The sequence below is a fragment of the Schaalia sp. lx-260 genome (assembly GCF_021083645.1).
Taxonomy (GTDB): domain Bacteria; phylum Actinomycetota; class Actinomycetes; order Actinomycetales; family Actinomycetaceae; genus Pauljensenia.
Genome location: NZ_JAJNRQ010000004.1, coordinates 111,157 through 136,463 on the forward strand (window position 1 = coordinate 111,157; position 25,307 = coordinate 136,463).

The following is a 25,307-nucleotide window of genomic DNA, read 5'->3' on the forward strand; positions in this document are numbered from 1 at the left end:
CACGCCAGAACCTTAAAAGCCCCCTCGACTGGCAATATGCGTATTCCCTATATCAATGACGAGCCGGATATTCACGAGAACGAGCAGGCCTACGCCGACGTTCACGTATGCGTTCCCTATTGACTTCCTCCACAGAATCCTTCAAAGAAGGACCCCTACGATCCGCAATATGTAAATGTTCCCAACCATTAACCGATGGTAAACCCAACGCAATCATTGCTTCATCAGGTGTACGGAAAACAGAGGGACCAAAATGCAACATGCCATCCGTTCCCAAAACAAATCCCGATGGAATACCCGTATCAGGATGAGACTTCAACAGCACGTCCTCACCAATTATCCGCGCAAGAGCACGTAAACCTTCCTTATCACACTTCAGTAAGGAAACATCCACTGCGAACGCACTGTCAGCATTTCCCTGAGCGGCACGATCTGAAAAATCCTGACGATCAACCGACGAATACGACGCAGCATCCGCTAAACGCGCAGCTTGAAGGCCCTCATCCTGATGTGAGCGCAAATCAGAAAGCACTTCCCGTCCATACCGGCGGCTCCTAAGGGGCACCTGCGCTTGTGTCTGAGCTGAAAGAACAAAAGAATCAGGGCGGCGTGGTGCATCAGGCTGCGAGATACGAATATGCGGATCTACAGATGACACCTGTGGTGATACATGCTCCGGTTTTGCAGGCGCAGGCACTTCAGGCGCGCGCTCAGATGCAGAAATACTTGGTACCTGACTGCTGCGCCCAGATAACACATACGGCGCATGACCATAAATTCGAGAACCCACCGTAGCAACTTCCAAGAAAGTCCTACCATTAGTCATCTGACGGAAAGACATCTCATGGACTTCCACACCGGAAGTAGCCAGAACATCCAACGCTGGACGCACAGATTCATCAATCGAAGCAACCACCATAACTAAACGCGGTCCTGAACCCGCAGACGGTGGCATAGATTCCTTAAAACGCGCCCAACCGGATTTGAAACCCTCAATGTCACCAGGATATTCCTGCGCTAAATCTGACCACGACAAAGCCGCGGTATGCGCCAAACGTGACAGTGACGAAATAAGAACATCCGAATCTAAATGCTGCACAACCTCAACAGAAACAACCTGACCTGTCGCATCTAAAGCAATCAGTCGCGGAGTTGGCTCACTTTCATCTCCATGCGATACCGCATCGTCCCATGTAATAGGGAATAAAGGCCGCGAAACAATTTCTAAAACTTGTGAACACACAGCCCGGACAACCTCAGGAGTCACACCCCCCGGAACATTACGTCCAAATTGGGCAGGAATAAGACGACCCTCGTCAAACTCGAATAGAGCCATCATGCTCTCCTCATCCTCAATACACCCACGGCTGAACCATTGTCCCATATTGAAGTGGACACTGCGGACACTCACACCTACACCAATGTAAGAATCTACATATGGACCCGATCGAGCCTGGTAGCCCCCTGAGCACAGATCAACGTACCTTCATTGACATCTTACGGCTTCGCATTACAGGAGAAGTCGACTCATCAACAGGCACACGCGCACGCTATTCCACGGACGCTGGAAACTATCGAATTCCCCCCTTAGCCGTTGTTTTCCCTCAACACGTAGATGATGTGCTTATTGCACTTGAATGCGCTCGCACACATCAGATTCCTGTCACTTCACGAGGCGGTGGCACCTCATGCGCTGGAAACGCAATCGGCCCAGGCATCGTCATTGACTTCACACGGCATATGAACCGTGTCCTACATATCGACCCTGAAAACCGTACAGCAATTGTTGAACCCGGCTGCATACAAACCACCCTCCAAGCTGCTGCAGCACCCTACGGTTTGCGTTTTGGCCCTGATCCTTCCAGTCATAATCGTGCAAGTATCGGCGGAATGGTCGGCAATAATGCGTGTGGGCCTCATGCAACAGCCTGGGGTCGTACAGCCGACAACGTCATATCACTCGACTGCATTGACGGTCATGGGAGGCGTTTCACGGCGCACACATCACATGCCTCGGATATACCTGAAGTTCCTGGGCTCGCGCAGCTCATTGACTCTCATCTTGCAATTATTCGCCGCGAACTAGGGACCTTCGGCAGGCAAGTATCCGGCTATTCCCTAGAACACCTCACCCCTGAAAAACGCCGAAATCTAGCAGCAATGCTCGTTGGTACTGAAGGAACACTTGTCACAATCCTGTCAGTTACCGTTGCTTTAGTTCCCGTGCCTACAGCGCCAGTTTTAGTGGCATTAGGGTATGCGGATATGATTCAGGCCGCCGATGATGTTCCTACTGTGCTCGCGCATAAGCCGCTTGCCGTCGAAGGAATGGACGCTCGCCTTGTCGATGTTGTTCGACAGCACCGCGGACCGGGGGCCGTACCTGAACTGCCAGAGGGAACCGGCTGGCTTTTGTGCGAAGTCGGCGGCGAGAATCCTGAAGATTCTTTAGCGCGCGCACATGCGTTGGCCGCTGATGCCCACACACATGCGACTGCTATTTACCCTCCGGGAACCCAAGCGTCAGCTTTATGGCGGATTCGCGCAGACGGAGCAGGCCTTGGTGGACGCACACCCTATGATTCGCTGACAGGCAAGGGCGGCGAACAAGCGTGGCCAGGTTTTGAGGACGCGGCCGTGCCTCCTGCACGTTTAGGATCCTATTTACGTGATTTCACAGCTCTCATGCAACGCTATGGCATTGATGGCTTACTGTACGGGCATTTCGGTGATGGGTGTGTTCATGTGCGCCTGAACATGCCTTTAGCAGATGAAGCGGGGGTTGCTCATTCGCGGCGTTTCCTCGAAGAATCAGCAGCTTTATGCGCTTCTCATGGTGGTTCTGTTTCGGGAGAACACGGCGATGGCCGCGCGCGTTCAGAGTTGCTGCGTTTTATGTATTCACCGGATCTTTTAGATCTTTTTGCGCAGGTCAAGCATCTTTTCGATTCGCAGAATTTACTTAATCCAGGGGTTTTAACCGCACCTATGGACAAAGCCCATGCCTCTCAACGTTTGCACGCTCGTACTCACGCTGCCTCCGTGGAACATACACGTAATCTGCACCCTGACATTGATCCGCTTGATCGTTATTTACGTCGTCCTAAGGCCCGTCCAATACTTGCCGACAACGGTTTCGCCTTCCGTGAAGACCACGGCGATTTCACCCAAGCAATCCACCGTTGCACAGGCGTAGGTAAATGCCGTGCAGATATCTCAGGGTCTTTCATGTGCCCATCGTATAAAGCGAGCCGTCATGAAAAAGATGTGACTCGTGGCCGTGCGCGCATACTTCAAGATGCAGCAAATGGGCAGCTCATTGCGCGTATTGATTCGCCAGAGGTCCTCGAAGCACTCGATTTATGCCTCGCATGTAAAGCGTGTTCTTCTGATTGTCCTGCCGGTGTTGACATGGCGAAGTACCGTTCTGAAGTTCTTTTTCGACGGTATCGTGGGCGTATGCGGCCCCTTTCTCATTGGACTTTAGGGTGGCTGCCACGCTGGACACGTCTGAGCGCACGGGTCCCTGGTCTTGCTGCGATCAGTAACATGGTGATGAAAAATAATCTGATACGTCGCAGTATTTTTTCGCTTATTGGTTTAGATACGAGGCGACCTATGCCTTCCCTGCAATCGGGGACTTTTACGCGCTGGGCACGACGACGTGGTTTGGATTCGTGTGTGCCTCAAGTCGAGCACGCGTCCGTGGATGAGGGACAGGAAGTTTCGCAGTCTGACTACTGTGGTGAAGCTCAGTCGTATGTGCGTGCTTCACGTTTTGTTGTGGTCTGGGCGGATTCGTTCTCGCAGACTCTTGATGATGCGGGAGCTCGGGCAGTGGTGAGCGTGTTAGAAGCTCAAGGTTTCCACGTAATTATTCCTGAGGATGCGTGTTGTGGTCTTACGTGGATTACTACTGGGCAACTAACTGGCGCAAAGAAACGTCTGACGCATTTGCTTGGAGTACTCGCACCTTTTGCTGCTAACGGTATTCCTATTGTTGGGGTGGAGCCGTCTTGTACAGCTGTTTTACGTGATGATTTATTGGATTTGTTACCGGATGATCCACGTTCTGCTCTGGTGAGTGGGGCTGTTAAAACTTTAGCGGAAGTGTTGACGCATATTCCGAAGGCCGAACGTCGCCTGCCTGATTTGTCAGGTATTGAGGTGATCGCGCAGCCTCATTGCCATCATTATTCTGTGATGGGTTGGTCCCATGATCGGGAGCTATTGGAAAGTTTAGGCGCGCAGGTCACAATTATGGAAGGCTGTTGTGGTCTTGCAGGTAATTTCGGGATGGAGCGCGGTCATTACGATATGTCAGTTGCTGTGGCGGAGCACTCTTTACTGCCGACGCTTCGTTCCCACCCTCAGGCCGTGTATTTAGCTGATGGTTTTTCATGTCGCACACAGGCACAGCAACTTGCTGGGCGAGGGGGAATTCATTTGGCTCATCTGTTGGCGCAGGGTTTCCAGAAAACAGCTTCCACGTGATTTTCGGGTAAATACTCAGTTCTGTATCTGATCTTTAATTTATAAGCCTGACTTTTATCCGGTAACCCTATTTTTAGCAGAAAGGCCGGCGTTGGGCGTACCAACACCGGCCTTTCTTCGCCTATTTCAGCGTGTTATCAGTCAGCGATATCCGCGACAACAACAGCGCGCCCTGCTTCCAGACGTGCAACTGGCACACGGAATGGTGAGCATGACACGTAATCTAAACCAACCTCATGGAAGAAGTGGATTGAGAGCGGATCGCCACCGTGTTCACCGCACACGCCCAGCTTAATGTTGGGCTTTGTGGAGCGGGCACGACGCACGCCTTCGGCTACGACAGTGCCAACACCATGAACATCGATGGATTCAAATGGGCTGACACCGAAAATGCCGGCTTCAATGTATTCGGGGAAGAAAACGCCTTCAACGTCATCGCGCGAGAAGCCCCACACGGTCTGAGTCAGGTCATTTGTACCGAAACTGAAGAAGTCAGCTTCTTCAGCGAGGTCTTCTGCGGTCATTGCTGCTCGTGGAAGTTCAATCATTGCACCAATGGTTACGCCCGACAGGTCTACACCTGCTTCTTCGGCAACCTGAGCGATAATTGATTCGCCTTCTTCACGGATAAGCTGAAGTTCACGCACAGAACCAACCAACGGAACCATGATTTCTGGACGTGGGCTCAGGCCGCGAGCAACCAGTTCTGCCGCTGCTTCGCACAGAGCACGCATTTGCAAAGCAAAGAGGCCCGGCAGGTAGATCCCCAGACGCACGCCACGTAAACCAAGCATGGGGTTTTGTTCGTGGAAACGACGAACTGTTGCCAGCATTTCTTCGTCGGCTGGATCTGCTGAACCTGTTGCTTTTGCTACGGCAACCTTAACTTCCAGTTCCGACAGGGAAGGTAAGAACTCGTGTAATGGCGGGTCGATGAGTCGAACTGTCATCGCTTTTCCATCCATTACTTCAAGCATTTGCAGGAAGTCTTGCTTGGATAATTTCTCAAGCTCATCGAAGGCAGAGCGGCGTTCCTGTGAGCCTGCCTCAGATAGGATGGCGCGTTCCACAAGCGGACGACGAGCACCCAAGAACATGTGCTCTGTACGGCACAGGCCGATGCCTTCTGCACCAAATTCAATGGCGCGACGTGAATCTTCAGGGGTGTCAGCATTTGCGCGCACACGCAGGCGGCGCACAGAATCCGCATGTGTCAGCAGCTTATGTACCGCGTTGATGAGTTCCGCTGTTCCTTCATCATCGCCAGCCACAGCCAGACCTGCTTCCAGTCCATGTGTGAGGTAGGTGGTCACAGGTGAATCAGTCACCGGAACATCTCCGTAGAAGATTTCACCGGTCTGACCATCAATAGCGATGGTGTCTGCACCTGTGAGGACGCGGCCGCCCACTGTCACGGTTCCTGCTTCAGCGTCAATATCAAGTGCTTCAGCACCGCATACACAGGTCTTGCCCATGCCGCGTGCCACAACAGCAGCGTGAGAGGTTTTACCGCCACGAGCAGTAAGCACACCTTCGGCTGCAACCATGCCGGGGAGGTCATCTGGGTTTGTTTCACGGCGAACAAGCACGCACTTCACACCAGCTTGGGCTGCGGCCTCAGCTTGCACATTGTCGAAAACAATACGTCCCACAGCTGCGCCTGGGGAAGCGGCCATGCCTTTTGCAATCAGTTCCTTTGGTGCCGAGGCATCGAACTGGGGGAACATGAGCTGAGTGAGCTGATCGCCGGTGACGCGTGTTAGAGCCTCATCACGGGTGATGAGTTTTTCGTCAACAAGCTGGATTGCTACGCGGAAGGCAGCCGCAGCGGTACGTTTACCTACGCGAGTCTGTAGCATCCACAGCTTTCCACGTTCCACTGTGAATTCGATGTCGCATAGATCGCGGTAGTGTGTTTCGAGTTTACGCATAATGCCACGTAATTCGTCGTACACTTCTTTGTTACGTTCACCGAGAGCCGACAGTGGCAAGGTATTACGGATACCGGCCACGACATCTTCGCCTTGCGCGTTTTCTAAGTAGTCGCCGTAAACACCAGAATGTCCGGTGGAGGGGTCACGTGTGAAGCACACGCCTGTGCCGGAGTCTTGTCCCATATTGCCGAAAACCATGGTGCAGATATTTACTGCTGTCCCAAGGTCATGTGGAATACGTTCACGACGACGATAGATACGTGCGCGTTCTGTGTTCCACGAACGGAAAACAGCTTCGATTGCGAGGTCCATTTGGACACGAGGATCTTGTGGGAATGGGCTACCGGTTGCTTCAAGAACGATCTTCTTGAATGTGTCAACCAGTTCACGCAGGTCATCGGCAGTTAGATCAACGTCTGCTGTGACGCCGCGTTGTGCTTTCAGGGAATCTAATGCGTGTGAGAACAGTTCGCCTTCAATGTCCATCACGGTTTTACCGAACATTTGGATGAGGCGACGGTAGGAGTCCCATGCAAAACGTTCATTTTGAGCTACTTGGGCGAGGCCGTGTACGGATTCGTCATTCAAACCAATGTTGAGGACTGTTTCCATCATGCCGGGCATAGAGAATTTTGCGCCTGAGCGAACAGAAACGAGCAGTGGATCTGCGGCATCACCTAAGCGGCGACCCATGTGGTCTTCTACACGACGTAGTGCAGTTGTTACTTCTGTTTCAAGGCTTTCTGGGACGCAGCCTTCCCGCAGGTAGGCTCGACATGCCTGCGTGGAGATAGTAAATCCGGGGGGCACCGGTAATCCCAGTTTCGTCATTTCAGCTAGGTTTGCTCCCTTACCACCTAGCAGGTCTTTCATTGACTTATCGCCTTCGGAGAAGTCATACACGTACTTGACCATCGGGTCCTCATCTTCCGTTATCTTGCTGGCGGTCCTTCCTCGGACCGTTCGCTCAGATTCTAGCAAGTTAAGGACCTAAGTCACCATTTATTGAAGGGTATTGTGAGCTTTTTTCGTTTATTTCACAAGGAAAAATACCTGATGATGGCCTGTAATGATCGTGTTCGACAGTTCATACCGAGCGTCACAGCATATATGACGCTCGCGTCCGGTGTTACAGGTTCATATATGGTGATTTTTCTCTGAAAAAACGGGTACTCAGCGTAATATTTCAAGGCTTTGGCCGTTTATGAATCAACGACGACAACATGCCCTTCAAGAACGTGAACCTGTGCAGGAGCAGGTTCAATGACCGCACGAATACGCCGATTGCGAGGAATATACGTGTAGCCTCGCATATCACCTTGCCAGCGTGTGAGTTGTAGGGCAACAGGTGTATCACTTGGGGTGGTATCCTGTTCGCCTGTATCCACGAAAGAACGTTCACCTCGTCGCAGTTGACGTACACGCCCTGTAGCGGATGCCGCAAAGACGCGGTTGCGACGTTCTTCCAGTTCAGCGAGGCGCTCGTGTAAATGATCGCGTTCAGCTTCTAGCTGTTCAACGCGACGTTCTAAATCAAGAATCCGGCGGATGCCTTCAAGGTTGATACCTTCTTGTTGGCTTAAATGCTGGATTTGTCGTAGACGCTGAATATCACGGCTTGTGTAGCGTCGCCCACGGCCTTGAGTGCGTGCAGGAATAACTAGGCCTAATCGGTCGTACTGTCGCAGAGTCTGCGGATGCATACCTGCAAGTTCGGCTGCCACCGAAATGACGAAAGTTAAAGTGGGGTCATCCTGATAGTGCGAGCTATTCCTTGCACGCACCATCGTCAGTTCACATCCTCGGCAGACGCAAAGTTGTCGCGCACGTGAGGATTATCGAAAATATCCGCAAGCGCTTTGTAGCGTTCGCGTTGTTTTTCCGTCAATTCTGTAGGTATCTGGATACGTAAAATGACAACAAGATCACCAACGGATTCCTTGGTTGTGACGCCGGCTCCGCTGATGGGTATTTCAGTTCCTGAGGAGGATCCTGCAGGCACTGTCACGGTATGCATTGCGCCATCAAAATCAGGGACGGTAATTTCTGCTCCAAGTAAGGCTTCTGAAACTGTAACAGGAACTGTTATCTGCAGGTCATTTCCGTTGCGGGTATAGCGGGCATCGGGACGCACATGCACTGTGAGCAGTAGGTCGCCTGCAGTGCCGCCGTTGCGTCCTGCTTTTCCTTTTCCAGATAGCTTGAGTGTTTGGCCGTCTTTCACGCCTGCCGGTATGCGGGTGGATATGTGGCGCCCCCCCACTTTCATCCGCACGGTCGCACCTTCAAGGGATTGACGTAATGACAGTGTGGTTGTGGCTTTCAGGTTCTCACCACGAATAGGTTCTGGCCTGGGTTGTGTGTAGGAACCCGTTTGTGCACCAAAGGGCATTCCTTGACTAAAAGGGGTATTTCCCCCTGTTTGTCCTGCGAAAGACCCAAAATTTGTCCCATGTGAGCCGCTGGAAAAAAACGACTCAAATATGTTGCCGTAATCAGCACTGTTTGCACCAGAGTTACCGAATTGCGTCCGTGAACGCCCTGAGCCACCGAAAATAGAACCAAAAAGATCCTCAAAACCGGCTGCACCTGCCCCGCCTGGGCCTGCAGAAAAACGCGCTCCTCCGCCGGCCATTGCTCGTAAGGCATCGTATTGCTGTCGTTGCTCTTTATCGGATAAAACGGCGTATGCTTCACCGATTTCTTTGAAACGTTCTTCGGCTTTTGTATCACCTGGATTTTGGTCAGGATGCCAGGTGCGCGCAAGTTTACGGTATGCCTTTTTAATGGCAGCAGCGTCAGCGTCTTTCGCTACACCTAAAATCGAGTAGAAATCTTTATTCAACCAATCTTGACCACCCACTGCACGTCACCTCCTGAGTAGTGTTTTGTTACTGAACCTTTTGTAATCGCGCATATCCGCACGAGGCGGATAAATATTCCCTTGCTCTCGTGTCGAAAACGGGGTTCTACTGCGGGTTATCAACAAGGACTTTAACTGGGCGCAGCACTTTTTCGCCGTGTCGGTATCCTGGTTGAAGTACCTGAGCAACAACAGGGTGATCTACTGCGTCATTTGTTTGGGCCATCAAGGCTTCGTGTACGAGGGGGTCAAAGTCATCCCCAACTTGTCCGAAACGTTCAACATGGAAACGCGCAGAAAGGGTTTCCTCTAATTTTGCAGCGATAGCGGCAAAAGGCCCTTCAACAAGGTCACCAGCTTCACGAGCAGCATGAATATCATCAAGGACAGGTATGAGCGCTTCGATAACATCCGCTTTCCCGTTTTCACGTGTCTGACCTGCGGATTCCTTTGAGCGCCGAACATAGCCAGCATATTCCTGATCGAGGTTGTAGAGGGAAGCATGAGCGCGGGCAAGCTGGTCTTCAAGATCCGAAATTTGCGCTAACGCTGAGCTTAGCTCGCTGTCTTCCACACGTTCCTCGAACTCTGACATGTCCACCGTGTCCGCATTTTCTGCTGGTGAAGTTGCAGCGTCAGTTTCATCTAAGGGGAACGAAAAGTGATCTTCTCCCATAGAAATATCCTGGTCAGGTAGTGCGTCCTCCTCGTGTTTTTGAGGTTGCGCATCGTGTGGCACCTGTTCAGTCACGTTTATTCACCATCCTATTTGCCGTGTGAACTGTTATCGCGCAGTCTGACCTGCATATAACTCTGGTTATGTGTGAGGGACTGCTGTGTCCGTGAGTATCACACGTGGCACAGCAGTTCCCTTTCTTTTCAGAGTACCCCTACGTAACCACCGCAAGGCGAGTAGGGGTGCAGCTGATTCACTTATTTTCGTCTTCGTCCACAACTTCGGCGTCGATGACTTCATCTTCAGCTTGAGCAGAAGCCCCCTCAGCTGCTGAAGCATTTTCTGCTGCTTGCTGTGCCTGGTAGATTTCTTGTCCAATCTTCATACCAGATTCGTTGAGTTTATTCACCGCAGCTTTAACAGCTTCAATGTCGTCACCCTTGAGAGCTTCTTTCACAGCGTCCACGTCAGCTTGAACCGTCGAACGGGTGTCTTCGCTGATCTTGTCGGCGTTGTCTTTCAGCAGTTTTTCCATGGAGTATGCGGCATGTTCAGCACCGTTACGGGTTTCAGCGTCTTCACGACGCTTCTTATCTTCGGCGGCGTGTTCTTCCGCTTCACGTACCATGCGATCAATGTCTTCCTTTGGCAAAGCGGAGCCGCCTGTAATAGTCACAGACTGTTCCTTACCTGTGCCGCGGTCCTTAGCGGAAACATGCACGATACCGTTTGCGTCAATGTCAAATGTGACTTCAATCTGCGGGACACCGCGTGGTGCTGGGGCAATACCGGATAGTTCAAAGGTGCCAAGCAGCTTGTTGTCTCGAGCAAATTCACGTTCACCTTGGTAAACCTGAATAAGTACGGAAGGTTGACCATCTTGAGCAGTGGAGAATACTTCGGAGGCTTTGGTCGGGATCGCAGTGTTGCGATCAATGAGTTTCGTCATAAGGCCACCCTCGGTTTCAATGCCCAAGGAAAGCGGGGTCACGTCAATCAGGAGCACGTCTTTACGGTCACCCTTGATAACACCGGCTTGAAGCGCAGCGCCTACTGCGACAACTTCATCAGGATTAACGCCCTTATTCGGTTCACGTCCGCCGGTTAGTTCTTTCACAACTTCAGTGACTGCTGGCATACGGGTTGAGCCACCAACGAGAACCACATGGTCGATGTCTGACACTTTAATTCCCGCGTCACGAATAACATCGTGGAATGGTTTCTTGGTGCGGTCAATGAGGTCCGCAGTCATTTCTTCAAATTTGGCGCGAGTGAGTGATTCATCCAAGTGAATTGGGCCGTCAGCCGTCATTGACAAGTATTGCAGTGAAATATTTGTGCTGGTTGCGCTGGACAATTCTTTCTTTGCTTGTTCAGCTGCTTCTTTCAAGCGTTGCAGGGCCACAGGGTCCTTGGATAGGTCTGCACCTGTCTTGGTTTTCACCTGCTGAATCAGCCAGTCAACAATGCGTTGATCCCAGTCGTCGCCGCCCAGTCGGTTGTCACCGGCAGTGGCGCGTACCTGAATTGTGGAGAATCCGTCGTCATCCTTACCGATTTCCAGTAGGGATACGTCGAATGTGCCGCCACCTAAGTCGAAAACAAGGATTAATTCGTCCTCTTTGCCTTTTTCGAGTCCGTAGGCAAGGGCTGCTGCGGTTGGTTCGTTAACGATACGCTGCACGTTCAGGCCGGCGATCTGACCTGCGTCCTTTGTGGCCTGACGCTGCGCATCGTTGAAGTATGCAGGAACAGTGATGACAGCGTCAGTAACGGCTTCACCGAGGTATTCTTCTGCGTCTCGTTTGAGTTTGGTGAGGATACGGGCAGAAATTTCCTGCGGGGTGTATGCCTTATCGTCGATGCTGACAGTCCAGTCTGTGCCGATGTGGCGCTTTACTGATGAAATTGTGCGGTCAACATTTGTCACGGCTTGTCGTTTAGCGATTTCACCTACGAGGACTTCACCTGTTTTCGAGAAGGCGACAACTGAGGGCGTGGTGCGCATACCTTCAGCGTTTGCAATGATGGTGGGTTCGCCACCTTCTAGGACGGCGATAGCAGAGTTTGTGGTTCCAAGATCGATGCCTACTGCACGTGACATTGAAGTTCCTTTCGTCTTGCCTGGTATTCCAGTCAATTCGGCGGGTAAGTGTAAGACACTCACTCATTCTTGAGTCTGATGGACTCAATTTTAGATGTCCCGCTTTGTGTCCGCAAGTTGAAAACCTCAAAGTTGAGCCTAGTGGACTCAACTTTATTTCTCTTTGAGTCAATCACCTGACGTATGACCTGCACTTTTGCTCCCTCAACACACCCATAAAATCCCGCATCAAACTAGCGGTAACCGTCAAAAAGCACCCATTAGCACTTTCTCACACAAAATAACTTCACAGCTCCGCAGCAAATATGACACGATCACAGGTATGCACTGTCCGCATTGGGAAGAACACACATGCACTTCTTGCACATATCTTGAAATCCCTATGCCCACCCAAATACGCGCAAAAGAAAAACGGGTACGGCAAACCCTTTCTGCACTCCCCTATGCTCAGACAATTACATGGCTTCCAAGCGCCACATCCGCGCACACAGGTTTCCGCACAAAAGCAAAACTCGTTGTCGGCGGCACACCACGCCGCCCAACTCTTGGCATACTCGGCCCTCATAAAAACACTATTGACCTGCCCCAATGCCAGATTCAGCATCCAGCTATCACACAAGCAATTCCCGCCCTCAAACGTTTCATTCGCCTGGTCAAACTTCAGCCCTACAACATCACTCAAAGAAAAGGCGAACTGAAATATATCCACCTGATCGTCGGCACCCACGATCAACTCATGATCCGTTTTGTCTTGCGCAGCCGCGACATGGTGAGCAATATACGGACAGCGTTGACCGAACTGCGCACACTCATTCCTCAAGCCACAGTTATCACAGCAAATATTCACCCCCAACACGCCGCCACCGTTGAAGGAACGGATGAAATTATCCTCACCCGCCTCACTGCTTTACCTCTCACCATTGGTGGGCTTGATTTATTCCTGAGTCCCGGCTCATTCGTCCAAACAAATACGGATATAGCAGGACAGTTGTACCAGCAAGTTCGCATGTGGGCGACACATCCTCTTCACGCATCCCACACTTCACATTCCGATGAGCCAACCAAAAAAACACCTGCACATACGCCTCGCACACTATGGGATTTGTACTGTGGGATCGGCGGCTTTGCCCTTCACTGCGCATACGCCGGAATTGAACATGTCACCGGAATTGAACTGTCACGTGAGGCTATACAATCCGCACGCTTGGCGGCACGCACAGCAGGTTTTGGACGAACACGCAGTAATTTCATTACCGCTGATGCGACACAATGGGCACTTACCCAAGAAAAGGCGATATATCCGGATGTATTGATCGTTAATCCTCCTCGACGAGGAATCGGTCCCGAACTGTCACAGTGGATTAATTCCAGTGAAATTCAGCGAGTCATTTATTCTTCATGCAACCCCGAAACTTTGGCAAAAGACCTGCATAATATGCCAAATTATCAGGTTGATTCTGGCCGTATTTTTGACATGTTCCCCCACACAAATCATGTTGAGACAGCATGTGTGCTGTCACGACGTTCATCATTACAGGTGACAAACACAGAAACTACTACCGAGGAAAAGAAATGTTTGATGTCACTCGCTTAGAGTGGATCAGGGAACCTAGCAAGTACCACATAAGTCCTGAACGTATTGAAATTACTACTCTTGCGCACACAGATTTATGGCAGCGCACGTACTATCACTTCAGAAATGACAACGCGCCCGTATTGCAAATGAAAACATCGGAAAAATATTTTTCATTTGTCGTTCAGACTCATTTTGACACTCAGCATCGTTTCGACCAATGCGGCGTCGTTATGTACTTGGACAGCGAGAACTGGATCAAAGGCTCCATAGAATACGAAAATGAGGATTTTCAACATCTTGGCAGTGTTGTCACTAATCATGGGTACTCAGATTGGGCAACCACAGCGATTGATGCTTCTGTGAAATCCATGTGGTACCGCTTAAGTCGCAGGGAACAGGATTTTTGTATTGAATGTTCCGTTGACGGTATTACCTTCACACAGATGAGGATATGTCACATGTGGGAAGCACAGGATGAAATTTCCTTTGGAATCTACGCGTGTAGCCCTGAAGATTCTTCTTTCACAGCGACTTTTACGCACATGGATATAACCGAATGTCGCTGGCTTGCACATGACGGGCAGCAACCCGACAAGGAATAAGCTTCGTGCACCTACTGGATTGCACGGACGCTCAGCGCCTAGTGTCACGCCAAAACACCCCACATTCAGCGTATTGACCGTATGTTTCTTGAATGTACGATCGTTAATTCACAGGTTCTACATGGGATTTTCGTAGGCTGTCACTGCGTCAGCAGGGTGTGTTATTCACGGCTGACATATCCAGCCGCCTGTATCAGTAAATTTCATCGTTTACTGGCTCTGTTATATACAGCCTACATACGCTGTTATATACGAGATTCTCGTAAACCGAATGTGACCTCTAACGAATGGGCAGATACTTTCACAGGTTATTCATAGTTACGTCATAAATGGCACATAAAAGCGCTGCGCACACTCAAAGTATGCAAAAAACAACGGGTATTCACAGCATATGCGTCAGCGCACAAACAGTGGTGCATCGTATCGCTCGACCTGTGCGCTACCTGGCTTCATCGTTGTCATCGACGGCTGCCGAATACACTATTTTGCTTACCTTGAATGCAATAACAGGTGGGGTTTTCGTGCCGGTAGTCATTGCACGGACTATTTCGTGCACAATTAATTACCTGATGAATAGGAAAGTTTTTACCTCGCAAGGCTCTGTCATTCGCACAGGTATCCGCTACGCCATCGTTGCTGCTGTTGTGATGATGCTGTCGTACACTTTCACAAATGCAGGCGTTATGGCGGGTTTGTCTTTATGGAGCGCAAGCGTCCTCACAAATAGTTCATTATTCATTGTGAATTACCTCGGACAATCATTTCTTGTCTTTGGGCGACCTTATGATGCTTTGGACCGTGCGCGCACATTCATAAAGAATTACAGTACTTTCATAGCTAAAGTCCAGCAACAGGTCACACAGATTTTTGCTTGTCACTTACCGAAGTTTTCAGTTGAAAATACTGCTTTAGCGCATATTCATTTACCTCAGGCAGCATAATTTGGCCAGTCCTGAAGTGCAGACTCAAGGACACGAAAGAATCTCCGTCACCTCAAGCGGACACGCGTTTTTGCCCTTACCCACAAAAATACAGTGCAGCGTGTAGGCTCGTTATGCAGGTGTTTTACAGCATGTGCCTGCGAAACCGCGCGCACCCTCACATGTATTTTCACGTAAGCCGCATATAACGCGTACACAAGGAGCCACCACATGAGCGTTGAGTTGATTACCGAGTCCTCCCCCGCACTTGTCCGCGCGATGGAAAGACTTATTCCGCAACTCTCACGCAGCGCGCAACCACTGGATGCAGAAGCTACTGCACGGTTTGTTGCCCAGCCTAGTGTTCACGTATTTGTTTTCCGCAGTGGCGAGGCTCCTGCTCCTACGTCTTGCGCTGACGCAAATGAGCGTGTTGAGGATGATTCTCGTCCTATCCTTGGCATGCTGTCGCTAGCCACATTTGAAATACCTACCGGTGTGCGCGCGTGGATTGAAGATGTTGTCGTTGACAGCGAAGCACGTGGCCAAGGAGCCGGGCAAGCCCTTGTAGAAGCAGCTTTGGCGCATGCAAAAAGCCTTGGAGCACGAACTGTGGACCTCACTTCCCGTCCTTCACGCGAAGCCGCAAATCGTTTGTACCGTCGGTGTGGTTTTGAGCAGCGTGAAACAAATGTTTATCGTGTGACGTTGGTGAAGTAGGGTTCCAGATTCACGTAGCTTTTAGAATTCTTCATAAAACGCTGGGTCTTGGCCGGCCATTCGACCGTCGGGCAGGGAAAGCGCGTCGATACGTTCCATCTGTGATTGTGATAGCTCGCAATGGAAAATATTCGCATTTTCTTTTTGACGTTCAGGGTTCGCAGATTTTGGCAGCGGCACTGCACCGTGTTGATAATGCCACCGCAAGATGAGCTGAGCGGGGGTTAGACCTGTTTCTTCAGCGAGTGCGCAAATAACTGGGGCGTGGACGAGTGCAAGTTTGCGGCCTAAAGGCGACCATGATTGCGTGCATATTCCCAGTTCATCGTGGAGTGCGCGCAGAGCAGATTGGTTGAAACGAGGGTGTAATTCCACTTGGTTCACGCTGGGGAGTACTCCTACGTGTTCTTTCAGCGTGTGCAGGTGCTCTGGCAGGAAATTACATACGCCGACTGAACGAATCAGGCCTGCTTCTTTCATATCTATGAGAGCTTGAAAAGCCTCCACGTAGGTTCCTCGGGCTGGGTTGGGCCAATGGATAAGGTATAAGTCCCAGTAGTCAAGACCCGCGCGGTATAAGGATTCATGCACTGTTGTTACTGCTTCGTCGTATTGTTGATGGCGGCCAGGCAGTTTTGATGTCAGTACTAGTTGTTCGCGCGGTATTGGTGAGCGACGGACAACTTCACCGATTGCACCCTCATTTTCATAGGTGAAGGCAGAATCAAGCAGGCGGTAGCCTATGTCAATTCCGTGCAGCATTGCTTGAACACCGGTAGGACCGTTGAGCCGGTAGGTTCCAAGTCCGATGAGCGGAATTTTTGTGCCATCGTTCAGTGTGCGCGTGGGGATATGCGTGTCAGTCATATTTATGAGGTTACGCGATTACATGATCTTTGGTGTGCGCTTGGGTGTCAGGCAGACCAAACACCATAAAAACCAACACGAAAAGTCCGCTAACCCAGATTTCTTTTCATAAGAAATAAGGCGGATAGTTTAGGGTTCTCCACAGAGTGTGCCCAGAAATGAGCTATACGCTGAAGGAGATACGCGGGACGTAACCGAAAGCGGAGGATGCCTAAATGATTGCGATATAGGCTGTATTGAAGTGATACGCAGAACCCCCGCCGGTGGGTCTCACCGAGGGGGGCCGCCGCGCGCTCGAAGGGACTCGAACCCCCAACCTTCTGATCCGTAGTCAGATGCTCTATCCATTGAGCTACGAGCGCAGTGCCGTTTGGCTGGGAATAACTTTACGCGGATAAGTGCCCTTGACACAAACTCACAGATAGGCAATAGATCACACCTAGGAGCTTTTCCACCTGTTATTACTGATTTTCACCATATGTCAGCAGCAGAAAGAGGCTTCATATACCCATGCCATGATGTTTACATCACATTTGTTGCATCTGAATATGGACTCAAATTCCATATATGCGGCAGTGGATTTTCACTGAAGCGCATTTCCTATTTCAGATAGTCAGCACAGATGGGGCTCTCCAACGAAAAACCCCGTGATCTCAACGAAATCACGGGGCGTACTGCGGAGACGGCGGGATTTGAACCCGCGAGGGGCGTGAACCCCTACCTCCTTAGCAGGGAGGCGCACTCGACCGGACTATGCGACGTCTCCTTAATGCCTATAGCCTATCGGTTTCAGGACAAACATGCGAATCAGTCCGAAATAACATCCACCACATCATTGCAGGTTGTGCATATCTACCCTCGCAACATTTCAATGCGTACAGCTACGTATTCTCAACACCTATAACCGTAGCTCTGGGCACAGAGATTCAATCATCACAGATGTGCCGTTACGTTTCTGTACTGAGCACATTTAGCCATTGCTCCACTCAGCTCATGGCTTTAACAGGTAGCGGATGTGCGAGGTTTCTTACTGCAAGCAAGACAAGGATAAGCAGTGTTCACTCGCATAGTGAGTCCATCGCATGATAAACAGTGGGGCCAAGAAAACTTGACCCCACTGCCTATGTCACCTTATTCAGTTGTACATGGTGTTCACTTGGTTGAACCGTAACGACGACGAATCATCATCACAGCAGCACCCATCAGGCCAGTCAGAATAAATCCAAACAGCAGGCCTGTGGGAACACCCGTGTGGCTCAGCTTGCCATGATGAGGCAGCTTGCCGCCTTGATGTGGTGCAGCATTTCGACGCAAGGAATCTGCACTACTCTCATTACTTTGTCCGCTGGCAGCACCATTGTTTTCAGGCTGTACAGGCGGGTACTTGGAACGTGAGTCATTCAATACTCGACCCTTATCAAGTGCGTCTTTCACTTGATCGACTGTCGCTGCTCGATCAATTTGATCTTTCAGCTCAGTTTTCTCAGGTTCCGTCAGATTCGGCAAAGCATCAATTGCAGCTTTTGCTCCTTCTTTATCCACACCAATAAGGGCGTTATCGTTTCGGTCACGCATTTCCTTCAGGATTTCCGCGATTTCTTCCGCAGAAGTGGCGGCATTAATCCGATCAGCAGCCTCAGTTTTTTCCTTATCACTAAGGTTCGGCAAAGTATTCACGGAACTAATCGCGTCATTCTTTGCAGCACCAAGACCGTCAGCTTGCGGATTACGGCCGTCATTTAGATCCCGAGAAGTATGAACAATTTCCTTGATTTCTTCAGGGTTCTTCGCGGCATCCACACTGGCTTTTGCGTCTTGCTTTTCTTTCTCAGTGAGGTTCGGTAGGGCCTCGATTTCGTCTTTCGCGTCATTCTTCACGTTGTCCAAGACTTTGCCGTCATTGAGGGTGCGAGCTTTATCCACAGCGGCTTTTACCTCGTCGGTATTCGTCGCTCCTTCAATTTCGCTCTTAGCGGCAGCCTTTTCTTCCGGTGTCAGATTCTGCAAAGCGTCGATTGCTTTCTTTGCTTCCTCTTTGATCTGAGGAAGGTCAGAATTAGCAGGAACTTTAGAGTCGTTCAAAGTCCGCGCACTTTCCACGGCAGTATGAACATCCTCAACGCTCCCCGCCGCATCAACCACAGCCTTAGCGTTCTCCTTCTCCTCATTCGTCAGATTCGGAAGATGAGTGATCTCATCCTTCGCTTTCTGCTTAGCCTCATCAAGAGCCTTACCAGCAGTCTTGGAGTCATTCAAAGTCCGCGCGCTATCCACGGCAGTATGAACATCCTCAACGCTCCCCGCCGCATCAACCACAGCCTTAGCGTTCTCCTTCTCCTCATTCGTCAGATTCGGAAGATGAGTGATCTCATCCTTCGCTTTCTGCTTAGGCTCATCAAGAGCCTTACCAGCAGTCTTGGAGTCATTCAAAGTACGAGCATCATCAAGGGTTTTCCGGATAGTGCCAAGATCAGTGGCCTGATCGATCGCTGCTTTAGCGTTTTCTTTCTCCTCATCCGTCAGGTTCGGGAGTTTGCTGATTTCGTCCTTTGCCTTGGCTTTGGCTTGGGTCAGCAGCTTCTCGTCATCAATCGTGTTACGTGAATCATTGAGGTCACGGGCATCGTTGAGGCTCTCATCGACCTTAGCTGTGGAGGTAGCTTTGTCAATGTGATCCTTAAATTCAGCTTTTTCCTCATCTGACAGGTTCTTCAGCGCATCAACCTCAGCTTTAGCTGCTTCCTTATGGTTTTCTGAGGATGGTTGTGCGCCAGTTGTTTCGTCCTGTTTCTTCGCGTTATTGACGATGTCCTCGATTTCGCCGCGAGTTTCGGCTTTATCGATATCTTCCTTTACTTTATTGCGATCGCTTTCAGGAAGATTGGTGAGCTTGCCAATTTGTTCCTTCGCTTTTTCGCGTTCCTCGTCGGTCGGCTTTTCACCGCGCAACTGAGTATTCGCTTCCTCAGCTTCCTTGATGATACGGGTAATTTCATCATGGCTATTCGAGGCGTTGATTCGCTCGATGTACTTATCTTTTTCAGCTTGAGGCAACAGGCTCAGATCATTCACCTTTTGAGTTGCGTCCTTACGAATATTATCCAGACCATTCAAAGCATCTTTAGCTTCATTGATTGCTGTGATAGCAGCTTCAATTTCTGCCGAAGTAGCATTTGGGTTCTTCAGTAGGTTTTCCCCAGCTGCAACAGCTTCCTCGTAGGCCTGTTTTTTCTCAGGATCAGCGTATGTGAAATTATCTGATCCACGAACCGATGGTGCTTGTGCGGTGGCTTCTATGAGCTTGGCACGTGACACTACGCCATTTACTTCGTCAATGGTCTGCGCCTTATTGATGTCATCTTTTAAGGTTTCTTTGTCAGATTCTCCGACAGTTGGCAGATCAGTGATATGAGCATTGGCTTCTTCCTTTGCCTTATCAAGGTTTTCTTTGTCTTTACTGTCAGCTTCGTTTACAGCAGCGGTAATCGTGTCGTTATCTAAAGCCTCGTCAATCTTTTCTTCGATTGCCTTTTTGTCTTTCTCGCTCAGATTCGGCTTGGCTTCAACGTGAGCTTTAGCAACGATCTTGTCGATTTCTCTCTCACCTGCGGCGCGCGCATCATCAATCTGACCTAATAGGTATACAATGCCTTCCCTTCGCAGATTTGCTTTGGCTTTTGCTGCGGCCTCATCAATTTCGCTTTCAAAAGCCTTCTTTTGGTCGGGTGTTAAACCTTCCAAAGCATTGATGGTTTCTTTTGCTGCAGTAGCCTTTTCGTCAATCGCTTTCAGGGCATGTACTCGGGTGGAAGCTGATTCTGCGTCAAAAACATCCCCGCGAATACTATTCAAACCATCATCGCGAGCAAGATTTTCGTTCACACGAGCGAGAACATCCTCGGGAATGTCAGTCAATCCCTCAATAACTTTGCGAGCAAGATTGCGGAAAGATTCGATAACCTCTGCTTTATTTGCTTTTGTCGCAATATCATTTTTTGCTGCTTCTTTAGCGGAATCATCAAGAACTGGCAATGACTCAATAAGCGTCTTGGCTATTTCTTTGAAAATTGCTAATTCCCCAGCAACTGTCGTAGCTTCCAGTTCATGTGCAGCAGCAGTCTCGATGTCAGCTTTTTTCTCAGCTGCCAGATCAGCAATTGCTTTTAATGCACGTTCTTGCAACTTCGATTTTTCTGGATCTCTCATCCATTCATCGAGTTGTTGACCGATGATAATTTCAGCAGAACTTGCCGCAGCAGCGATCCTGATTTTCGCTGGTTCACGATCAATGGCGAGTATGCCCGCATCACGTGCAGCATTCACTTTATCTGTGCTGTCAGTTTCGCTCTTGTTAATCTCAGCTTTTGCAGCAGTTGCTTTGTCAGCAATTGCTTGAATAGCATGAGCGCGCTCATCTGCGGAGATGTGACCCATCGCTTTTTCTACTTTTGCTGTGTCCTCGGCAGCTTTCGCATCAATTTCAGCTTGAGCACGAGCCTTATCGATTGCGAGTTTTGCTTCGGTTACAGCAGTATTAATTGCGTTTTCGGTGGAATTTGGGTCATTGATTACCCTGAGCGCCTGGTCACGGGCAGCTTTAATCGCATCATCATATGCCTGTTTTGCTTCAGGAGTAAGTCCCGCAGGCTTGCTTTGAGCAGCATGATTCACCGTGTCCAACGCATGATCGGCGTAGGTATCCACATCTGTCCGCGCGTTATTTCGAGAGTTATCGGAAGCAGCATCAACCAGGGCTGCCCGTCGAGCAGCTAGGTTCTCTGTTGCCGCATTGATAGCAGTCACTTGATCGGCAACTTCTTGATCGCTGGCTGACACGTTATCGCGGACTGTTTCACCGGCGCTCTTAGCGGTTTGAGCGGCTTGCTCTTTTTCCCTGTAGGCAGCGACAGAGTCCTGTGTTTTGCCTGCAACTGTCGCAGGATTAGCTGCGTGAGCAAGTTCTTCTTGCAGTCGCCTCAGGGCCTCGTTCAGAGCAGCTTTATCTGCTTCAACACCGTCGAGTGCAGTACGCGCATTTTCAGTTTTAATGCGGGCGGCATCAATCGTCGGTTGTGTCGCATTTGGATCAGCTTGGACGGCTTTTGCTTCAGCAAGCGCATTATCGTAAGCGGTTTTCTTTGCTGAATCCGCACGAATGTACTTCACATCAGCTTTAGTGGCGTTTTCCTTGGCGATTTCGCCATTCAGAGCAGTCTTATCTGGTTGCACACCATCTAAAGATTCACGTGCAGTAACTAATGCGTTTAGGGCATCATTTACTTCACTTTGCGTGGCAGAACCATTGTTTAGGACACGATTTGCTTCCGCTAGATCAACGTCGTACTTCTGCTTTGGTGTGTCTGTGCCAAAAATGTAAGCGGGGGAAGCTTTTACATCGTTGCTCTTACCCACTTCAGTTCGCAGAGCATCCTTATTCACTGCGGGAGTCACATCATCAACACCGTCGAGTTCACGAGCTGCTGTTGATAGACGTTCAATAAGACGTTCCACGTCACCGGTGTCTAATGCATTCTGATCGCCTGTCGCATCGGACGGGGTCACAGCTTTGGCTTGGTCAAGAGCTTCATCAAATGATGTTTTCTTGTCCTGAGCGGCATTGGTGTAAGCGGGGGTATTCTTTTTGGCTTCCGCGCGAGTCTGTGCTTCTTTCAAGCGTCCCATAGCGGTATTCAGCGTTTCAGCTTCGCCAAGGATATTCCCCAGTTCTGCAGCACTGTCGGCAATAATGGTTTCAGAACCATCAGTATTGGTGTATTTAATTCGTGAGATCAACGAGTCTTTTTGAGCTCGGTTGAGGTGCTCGTAATTGTTGATTTTGTTGATCGCGTCGTTGATTCGCTCAGTGTTTTCTGCGCGGAAAACAATATTGTCAAGCTCATCAGTTCTCTTAGCTGCCTCTATTTCAGCGAGGAATTTATCTTTTTCTGATTGCGGCAGGTTGGTTGCGTTCACGCGGTCACGTGCGCTTTGTTTTGCAGCTTCTGCTTTTGCTTTTTCCAGTTCAGCGTAGGCGTTAGCAGCACTGGTTGCAGCATCGACATTACGCAGGAATTCTGCTTCTTTGTCGGCAGGTAGGTTAAGTTCACGTATACCGGCTTTTGCTTTGTTTTTCGCGTCTTCAAGGCGGGCAGCTTGAACTTGTTCTTCTACGCCTGCAGCATCACCAGCTTGGTCAATCAGCGGCTTGTATTTATCTTGAATTGCTTGGTCAAGGTCAGCAAGGTTCTCTTTTGCTTTTTGCTTAAGAGCGGTAAGATCATCAGCTTTTGCCTGATTAACTATCCGGTCAATATCTGCTTGAGTATGCGTTGGATAGGTTAAAGCATCAATTGCAGCCAGAGCGTTTTTCTTTGCCTCTGGGCTTAGATTGCGTAAAGCGTTGATGTCTTCTCGGGCTTTTTGTTTTGCTTTTTCAAAAGCAGCTTTAGCGGCTTCCTTTTCTGCATTCTTCTTGATTGCTTTATCGATAGCTGCATTGATTTTGTCTCGCGTGTCAGCGTTTTGAATCTCAGTGTTGAACTCCTCTTTTTCATTTGGAGTTAACAGGGGCTGAGAGTTCACTGTCGCTTTGGCTTTGTCACGTTCTTCTTGACTGATCGGAGCTTCAGTGGGTGTCGTACCAGCGTCAGTCAGTTCAACAAGGTCACTCAGAGGAATATTCAAATAATATGCATCGGGATACCACCTATCCCTAATGGTTAATGTTGATCTGGAATCTTTGAGCTGGTTATTGGAGTATGGACCTGCACCTGTCCCCACTCGGAAACTCGTCGGAGCTGGGCTGCTTGGTGGATATAAGTTAACCATGTCGCCATTAGGTTCGTTGCACTTCATAAAAGCTTGACGAATTTCTGTGCGGATCTTTTCCGCTTGTCCTTCGGATTGACCATTTGTACGGCCGAGTACTAAATCTCCATCGCTCGTTGTGTAGCGCAGTTTAGGTTGGGGTACCTTGACTGTCCAGAATTGGCCGCTATTGTCTTTTTTCCGTAGAGGGGTGCATGTTCGCTCCACAGTATTGTTATCCGGTGGAGTGACTACGGGTTCAGGTTTCCTTTCACGAACTAGGGAGGACCCTGCTATGACATCGGTTGTATCATCCGCGTATGTCACGGTGGTTGTACCATTGTCATCGGTCGTCACGGTTTTGATGATTCCGTTCGTGATGAGGTCACTGTTAGCTTGTTTTACCTTATTTTCAACCGTGGTCTTTTCGTTACTGCTGAGGTTATTCGCGTGTTCAACCTCAGTCATTTCAGGAAGTTTTGGCTCATTGACAGTGTTCAACGGAGCTGGATCACCGGGAGTGACTGACCATTTGCCGTACTGCATATTCCATGATTTGAAGCGCTGGTTGATACCACCGAGAATAGGTGCGTCTAAGTTCTTGTCTTTAACTTCAGCGGCGTAGCGAATGTTCACGGTACGACTGCCTGCACTGTATCGTGTGACGTAGATGCTACGGCTCTTGTCTCGAATCGCCAGCAGCGTATTCTTTGTGTTACCGGCATTATCGTAGTTACCTAAACCGGCCATTTTGTTAAATTCGGCGTCAAAATCGCTGCCGCCGGAGTCAGATTCGCCGGTTCGCTCATTGATGCGTCCATGCCCTGTATCACGGGTCCGTACCCAGCGTCCACGGCCGGATGATTTCCATGCATTGAGTTTTTCCCAGCCCTCATAAACTTTCCACTCATCATTGTCAGTTTGAGTTTGGATTTTGTAGGGCTCATTAAGGGCAGTAGGAACGGTGAACCAGAAGAATGGGCTGCCACCCCAACGTTCATGCGCCATGTTGAATGAGTAGGCTACACAGGCCACATCTTTTGTTACGACTGTTCCTACGGGCACGCACCAATCTAAGTTTTGTGGTGAGGTTTCGCCTTTTCGGATGTAGTAAATATCGCCGGTAACGTAGTTTCGAATCAGGTTATCGGTACTTGCCTTGTAGTTATACGCATATTGGCCATCGTTGTACTCACCTGCAGCTTGAGCTTGTGGAGTACCGATAAGCACTGTTCCACCAAAAATCAGTGCGACCGCTAAAAAGATACCGGTAGCGCTCTGACCTATATGTTTAAGTCGGCTTTGCGACTTTACAACAGTTCTACTCATACGTTTACCTGTTCTCGTAAGAATCTTCATAACATCAAAAATGTCGAAGCAAGGACATACAAAACAGAATGCAGCATATATCTCGTACCCCCCCCCCGCACTAATCAGATTTAACCTTTTATTTAATGAGGGTGGGTATAAATTGAGGTATTTTTCATGAGCATTTGGTGAAACAAGTACCGTCGTTGCAGAAGTTCGGAGGCTGAAAAAAAATATAGGACCTTAGACATATGCCTTATATTTCGGGGCTTTCAGTCAAAATCATTTAAGTTTCAAAAACACAATATTCGCATTATTAAAGCGCGAGCGTTTTCCTTCTAAGCATTGCTTGTCTAAAATTTTTAGACAAAAATTAGAAGAAAAAGTCTCATAATCTGAGATCTGTTGAACTTCTTTTCTGGCTCTATTACAGGCA

Annotated in this window: 13 protein-coding genes and 2 tRNA genes; 5 read left to right on the forward strand and 10 right to left on the reverse strand. The window is 49.6% G+C overall.

Annotated features, from left to right (window positions below):
* Window positions 1-52: 52 nt before the first annotated feature.
* Window positions 53-1,339 carry a hypothetical protein gene (locus tag LRP57_RS06075; RefSeq protein ID WP_231205641.1) on the reverse strand — a complete coding sequence of 429 codons (1,287 nt, stop codon included), beginning with the start codon at window positions 1,337-1,339 and terminating at the stop codon, window positions 53-55.
* A 98-nt stretch (window positions 1,340-1,437) separates the two neighbouring features.
* Between LRP57_RS06075 and LRP57_RS06080 the strand changes: the two genes are divergently transcribed.
* A complete protein-coding gene (locus LRP57_RS06080) occupies window positions 1,438-4,494 on the forward strand; it encodes an FAD-binding and (Fe-S)-binding domain-containing protein (RefSeq protein WP_231205642.1) in 3,057 nt (1,018 codons plus the stop codon).
* Between the two features lie 137 nt (window positions 4,495-4,631).
* Here LRP57_RS06080 and ppdK read toward each other — a convergent pair whose 3' ends face one another.
* The 5 genes from ppdK to dnaK all read right to left on the reverse strand — a co-directional run bounded on the left by ppdK (window position 4,632) and on the right by dnaK (window position 12,071).
* Window positions 4,632-7,343, reverse strand: coding sequence for a pyruvate, phosphate dikinase (gene ppdK, locus LRP57_RS06085; RefSeq protein ID WP_231205643.1), 2,712 nt, complete (start codon window positions 7,341-7,343; stop codon window positions 4,632-4,634).
* A gap of 287 nt (window positions 7,344-7,630) precedes the next feature.
* Entirely contained in the window at window positions 7,631-8,215 is a 585-nt protein-coding gene (locus tag LRP57_RS06090) for a heat shock protein transcriptional repressor HspR (RefSeq protein WP_231205644.1), read from the reverse strand.
* 2 nt (window positions 8,216-8,217) lie between these two features.
* Window positions 8,218-9,291, reverse strand: coding sequence for a DnaJ C-terminal domain-containing protein (locus tag LRP57_RS06095; RefSeq protein WP_231205645.1), 1,074 nt, complete (start codon window positions 9,289-9,291; stop codon window positions 8,218-8,220).
* A 106-nt stretch (window positions 9,292-9,397) separates the two neighbouring features.
* The gene (locus LRP57_RS06100) at window positions 9,398-10,042 is read right to left on the reverse strand and encodes a nucleotide exchange factor GrpE (protein WP_231205646.1); all 645 of its coding nucleotides are present in this window, start codon (window positions 10,040-10,042) and stop codon (window positions 9,398-9,400) included.
* A 178-nt stretch (window positions 10,043-10,220) separates the two neighbouring features.
* The gene (dnaK, locus tag LRP57_RS06105) at window positions 10,221-12,071 is read right to left on the reverse strand and encodes a molecular chaperone DnaK (RefSeq protein WP_231205647.1); all 1,851 of its coding nucleotides are present in this window, start codon (window positions 12,069-12,071) and stop codon (window positions 10,221-10,223) included.
* A 322-nt stretch (window positions 12,072-12,393) separates the two neighbouring features.
* Here dnaK and LRP57_RS06110 point away from each other — a divergent pair, with 322 nt between their 5' ends.
* The 4 genes from LRP57_RS06110 (at window position 12,394) to LRP57_RS06125 (ending at window position 15,889) form a co-directional block, all read left to right on the forward strand.
* Entirely contained in the window at window positions 12,394-13,665 is a 1,272-nt protein-coding gene (locus tag LRP57_RS06110) for a methyltransferase domain-containing protein (RefSeq protein ID WP_231205648.1), read from the forward strand.
* Window positions 13,644-14,249 carry a DUF1349 domain-containing protein gene (locus LRP57_RS06115; RefSeq protein ID WP_231205649.1) on the forward strand — a complete coding sequence of 202 codons (606 nt, stop codon included), beginning with the start codon at window positions 13,644-13,646 and terminating at the stop codon, window positions 14,247-14,249. Before LRP57_RS06110 ends, LRP57_RS06115 begins: the two co-directional genes overlap by 22 nt.
* Before the next feature lie 362 nt (window positions 14,250-14,611).
* A complete protein-coding gene (locus LRP57_RS06120; protein WP_231205650.1) occupies window positions 14,612-15,190 on the forward strand; it encodes a GtrA family protein in 579 nt (192 codons plus the stop codon).
* 210 nt (window positions 15,191-15,400) lie between these two features.
* Entirely contained in the window at window positions 15,401-15,889 is a 489-nt protein-coding gene (locus LRP57_RS06125; protein WP_231205651.1) for a GNAT family N-acetyltransferase, read from the forward strand.
* 21 nt (window positions 15,890-15,910) lie between these two features.
* On the opposite strand, the gene LRP57_RS06130 is transcribed toward LRP57_RS06125, so the two are convergent.
* From LRP57_RS06130 to LRP57_RS06145, 4 genes are all read right to left on the reverse strand, one after another.
* Window positions 15,911-16,756: an aldo/keto reductase gene (locus LRP57_RS06130; RefSeq protein ID WP_231205652.1), complete on the reverse strand. Its 846-nt coding sequence runs from the start codon at window positions 16,754-16,756 to the stop codon at window positions 15,911-15,913.
* 289 nt (window positions 16,757-17,045) lie between these two features.
* A tRNA-Arg gene (locus tag LRP57_RS06135) sits at window positions 17,046-17,118 on the reverse strand.
* A gap of 315 nt (window positions 17,119-17,433) precedes the next feature.
* Window positions 17,434-17,522 (reverse strand) — tRNA-Ser (locus tag LRP57_RS06140).
* Window positions 17,523-17,908: 386 nt separating this feature from the next.
* The gene (locus tag LRP57_RS06145; protein ID WP_231205653.1) at window positions 17,909-24,892 is read right to left on the reverse strand and encodes a hypothetical protein; all 6,984 of its coding nucleotides are present in this window, start codon (window positions 24,890-24,892) and stop codon (window positions 17,909-17,911) included.
* Between the last annotated feature and the right edge of the window lie 415 nt (window positions 24,893-25,307).

What these genes read in the sequence shown, in the direction of transcription:
- LRP57_RS06120 (WP_231205650.1), top strand. Translation starts at nt 14,612, where the DNA reads ATGCAAAAAACAACGGGTATTCACAGCATATGCGTCAGCGCACAAACA.
- ppdK (WP_231205643.1), bottom strand. Translation starts at nt 7,343, where the DNA reads ATGGTCAAGTACGTGTATGACTTCTCCGAAGGCGATAAGTCAATGAAA.
- LRP57_RS06145 (WP_231205653.1), bottom strand. Translation starts at nt 24,892, where the DNA reads ATGAGTAGAACTGTTGTAAAGTCGCAAAGCCGACTTAAACATATAGGT.
- dnaK (WP_231205647.1), bottom strand. Translation starts at nt 12,071, where the DNA reads ATGTCACGTGCAGTAGGCATCGATCTTGGAACCACAAACTCTGCTATC.
- LRP57_RS06090 (WP_231205644.1), bottom strand. Translation starts at nt 8,215, where the DNA reads ATGGTGCGTGCAAGGAATAGCTCGCACTATCAGGATGACCCCACTTTA.
- LRP57_RS06110 (WP_231205648.1), top strand. Translation starts at nt 12,394, where the DNA reads ATGCACTGTCCGCATTGGGAAGAACACACATGCACTTCTTGCACATAT.
- LRP57_RS06075 (WP_231205641.1), bottom strand. Translation starts at nt 1,339, where the DNA reads ATGATGGCTCTATTCGAGTTTGACGAGGGTCGTCTTATTCCTGCCCAA.
- LRP57_RS06115 (WP_231205649.1), top strand. Translation starts at nt 13,644, where the DNA reads ATGTTTGATGTCACTCGCTTAGAGTGGATCAGGGAACCTAGCAAGTAC.
- LRP57_RS06080 (WP_231205642.1), top strand. Translation starts at nt 1,438, where the DNA reads ATGGACCCGATCGAGCCTGGTAGCCCCCTGAGCACAGATCAACGTACC.
- LRP57_RS06125 (WP_231205651.1), top strand. Translation starts at nt 15,401, where the DNA reads ATGAGCGTTGAGTTGATTACCGAGTCCTCCCCCGCACTTGTCCGCGCG.
- LRP57_RS06130 (WP_231205652.1), bottom strand. Translation starts at nt 16,756, where the DNA reads ATGACTGACACGCATATCCCCACGCGCACACTGAACGATGGCACAAAA.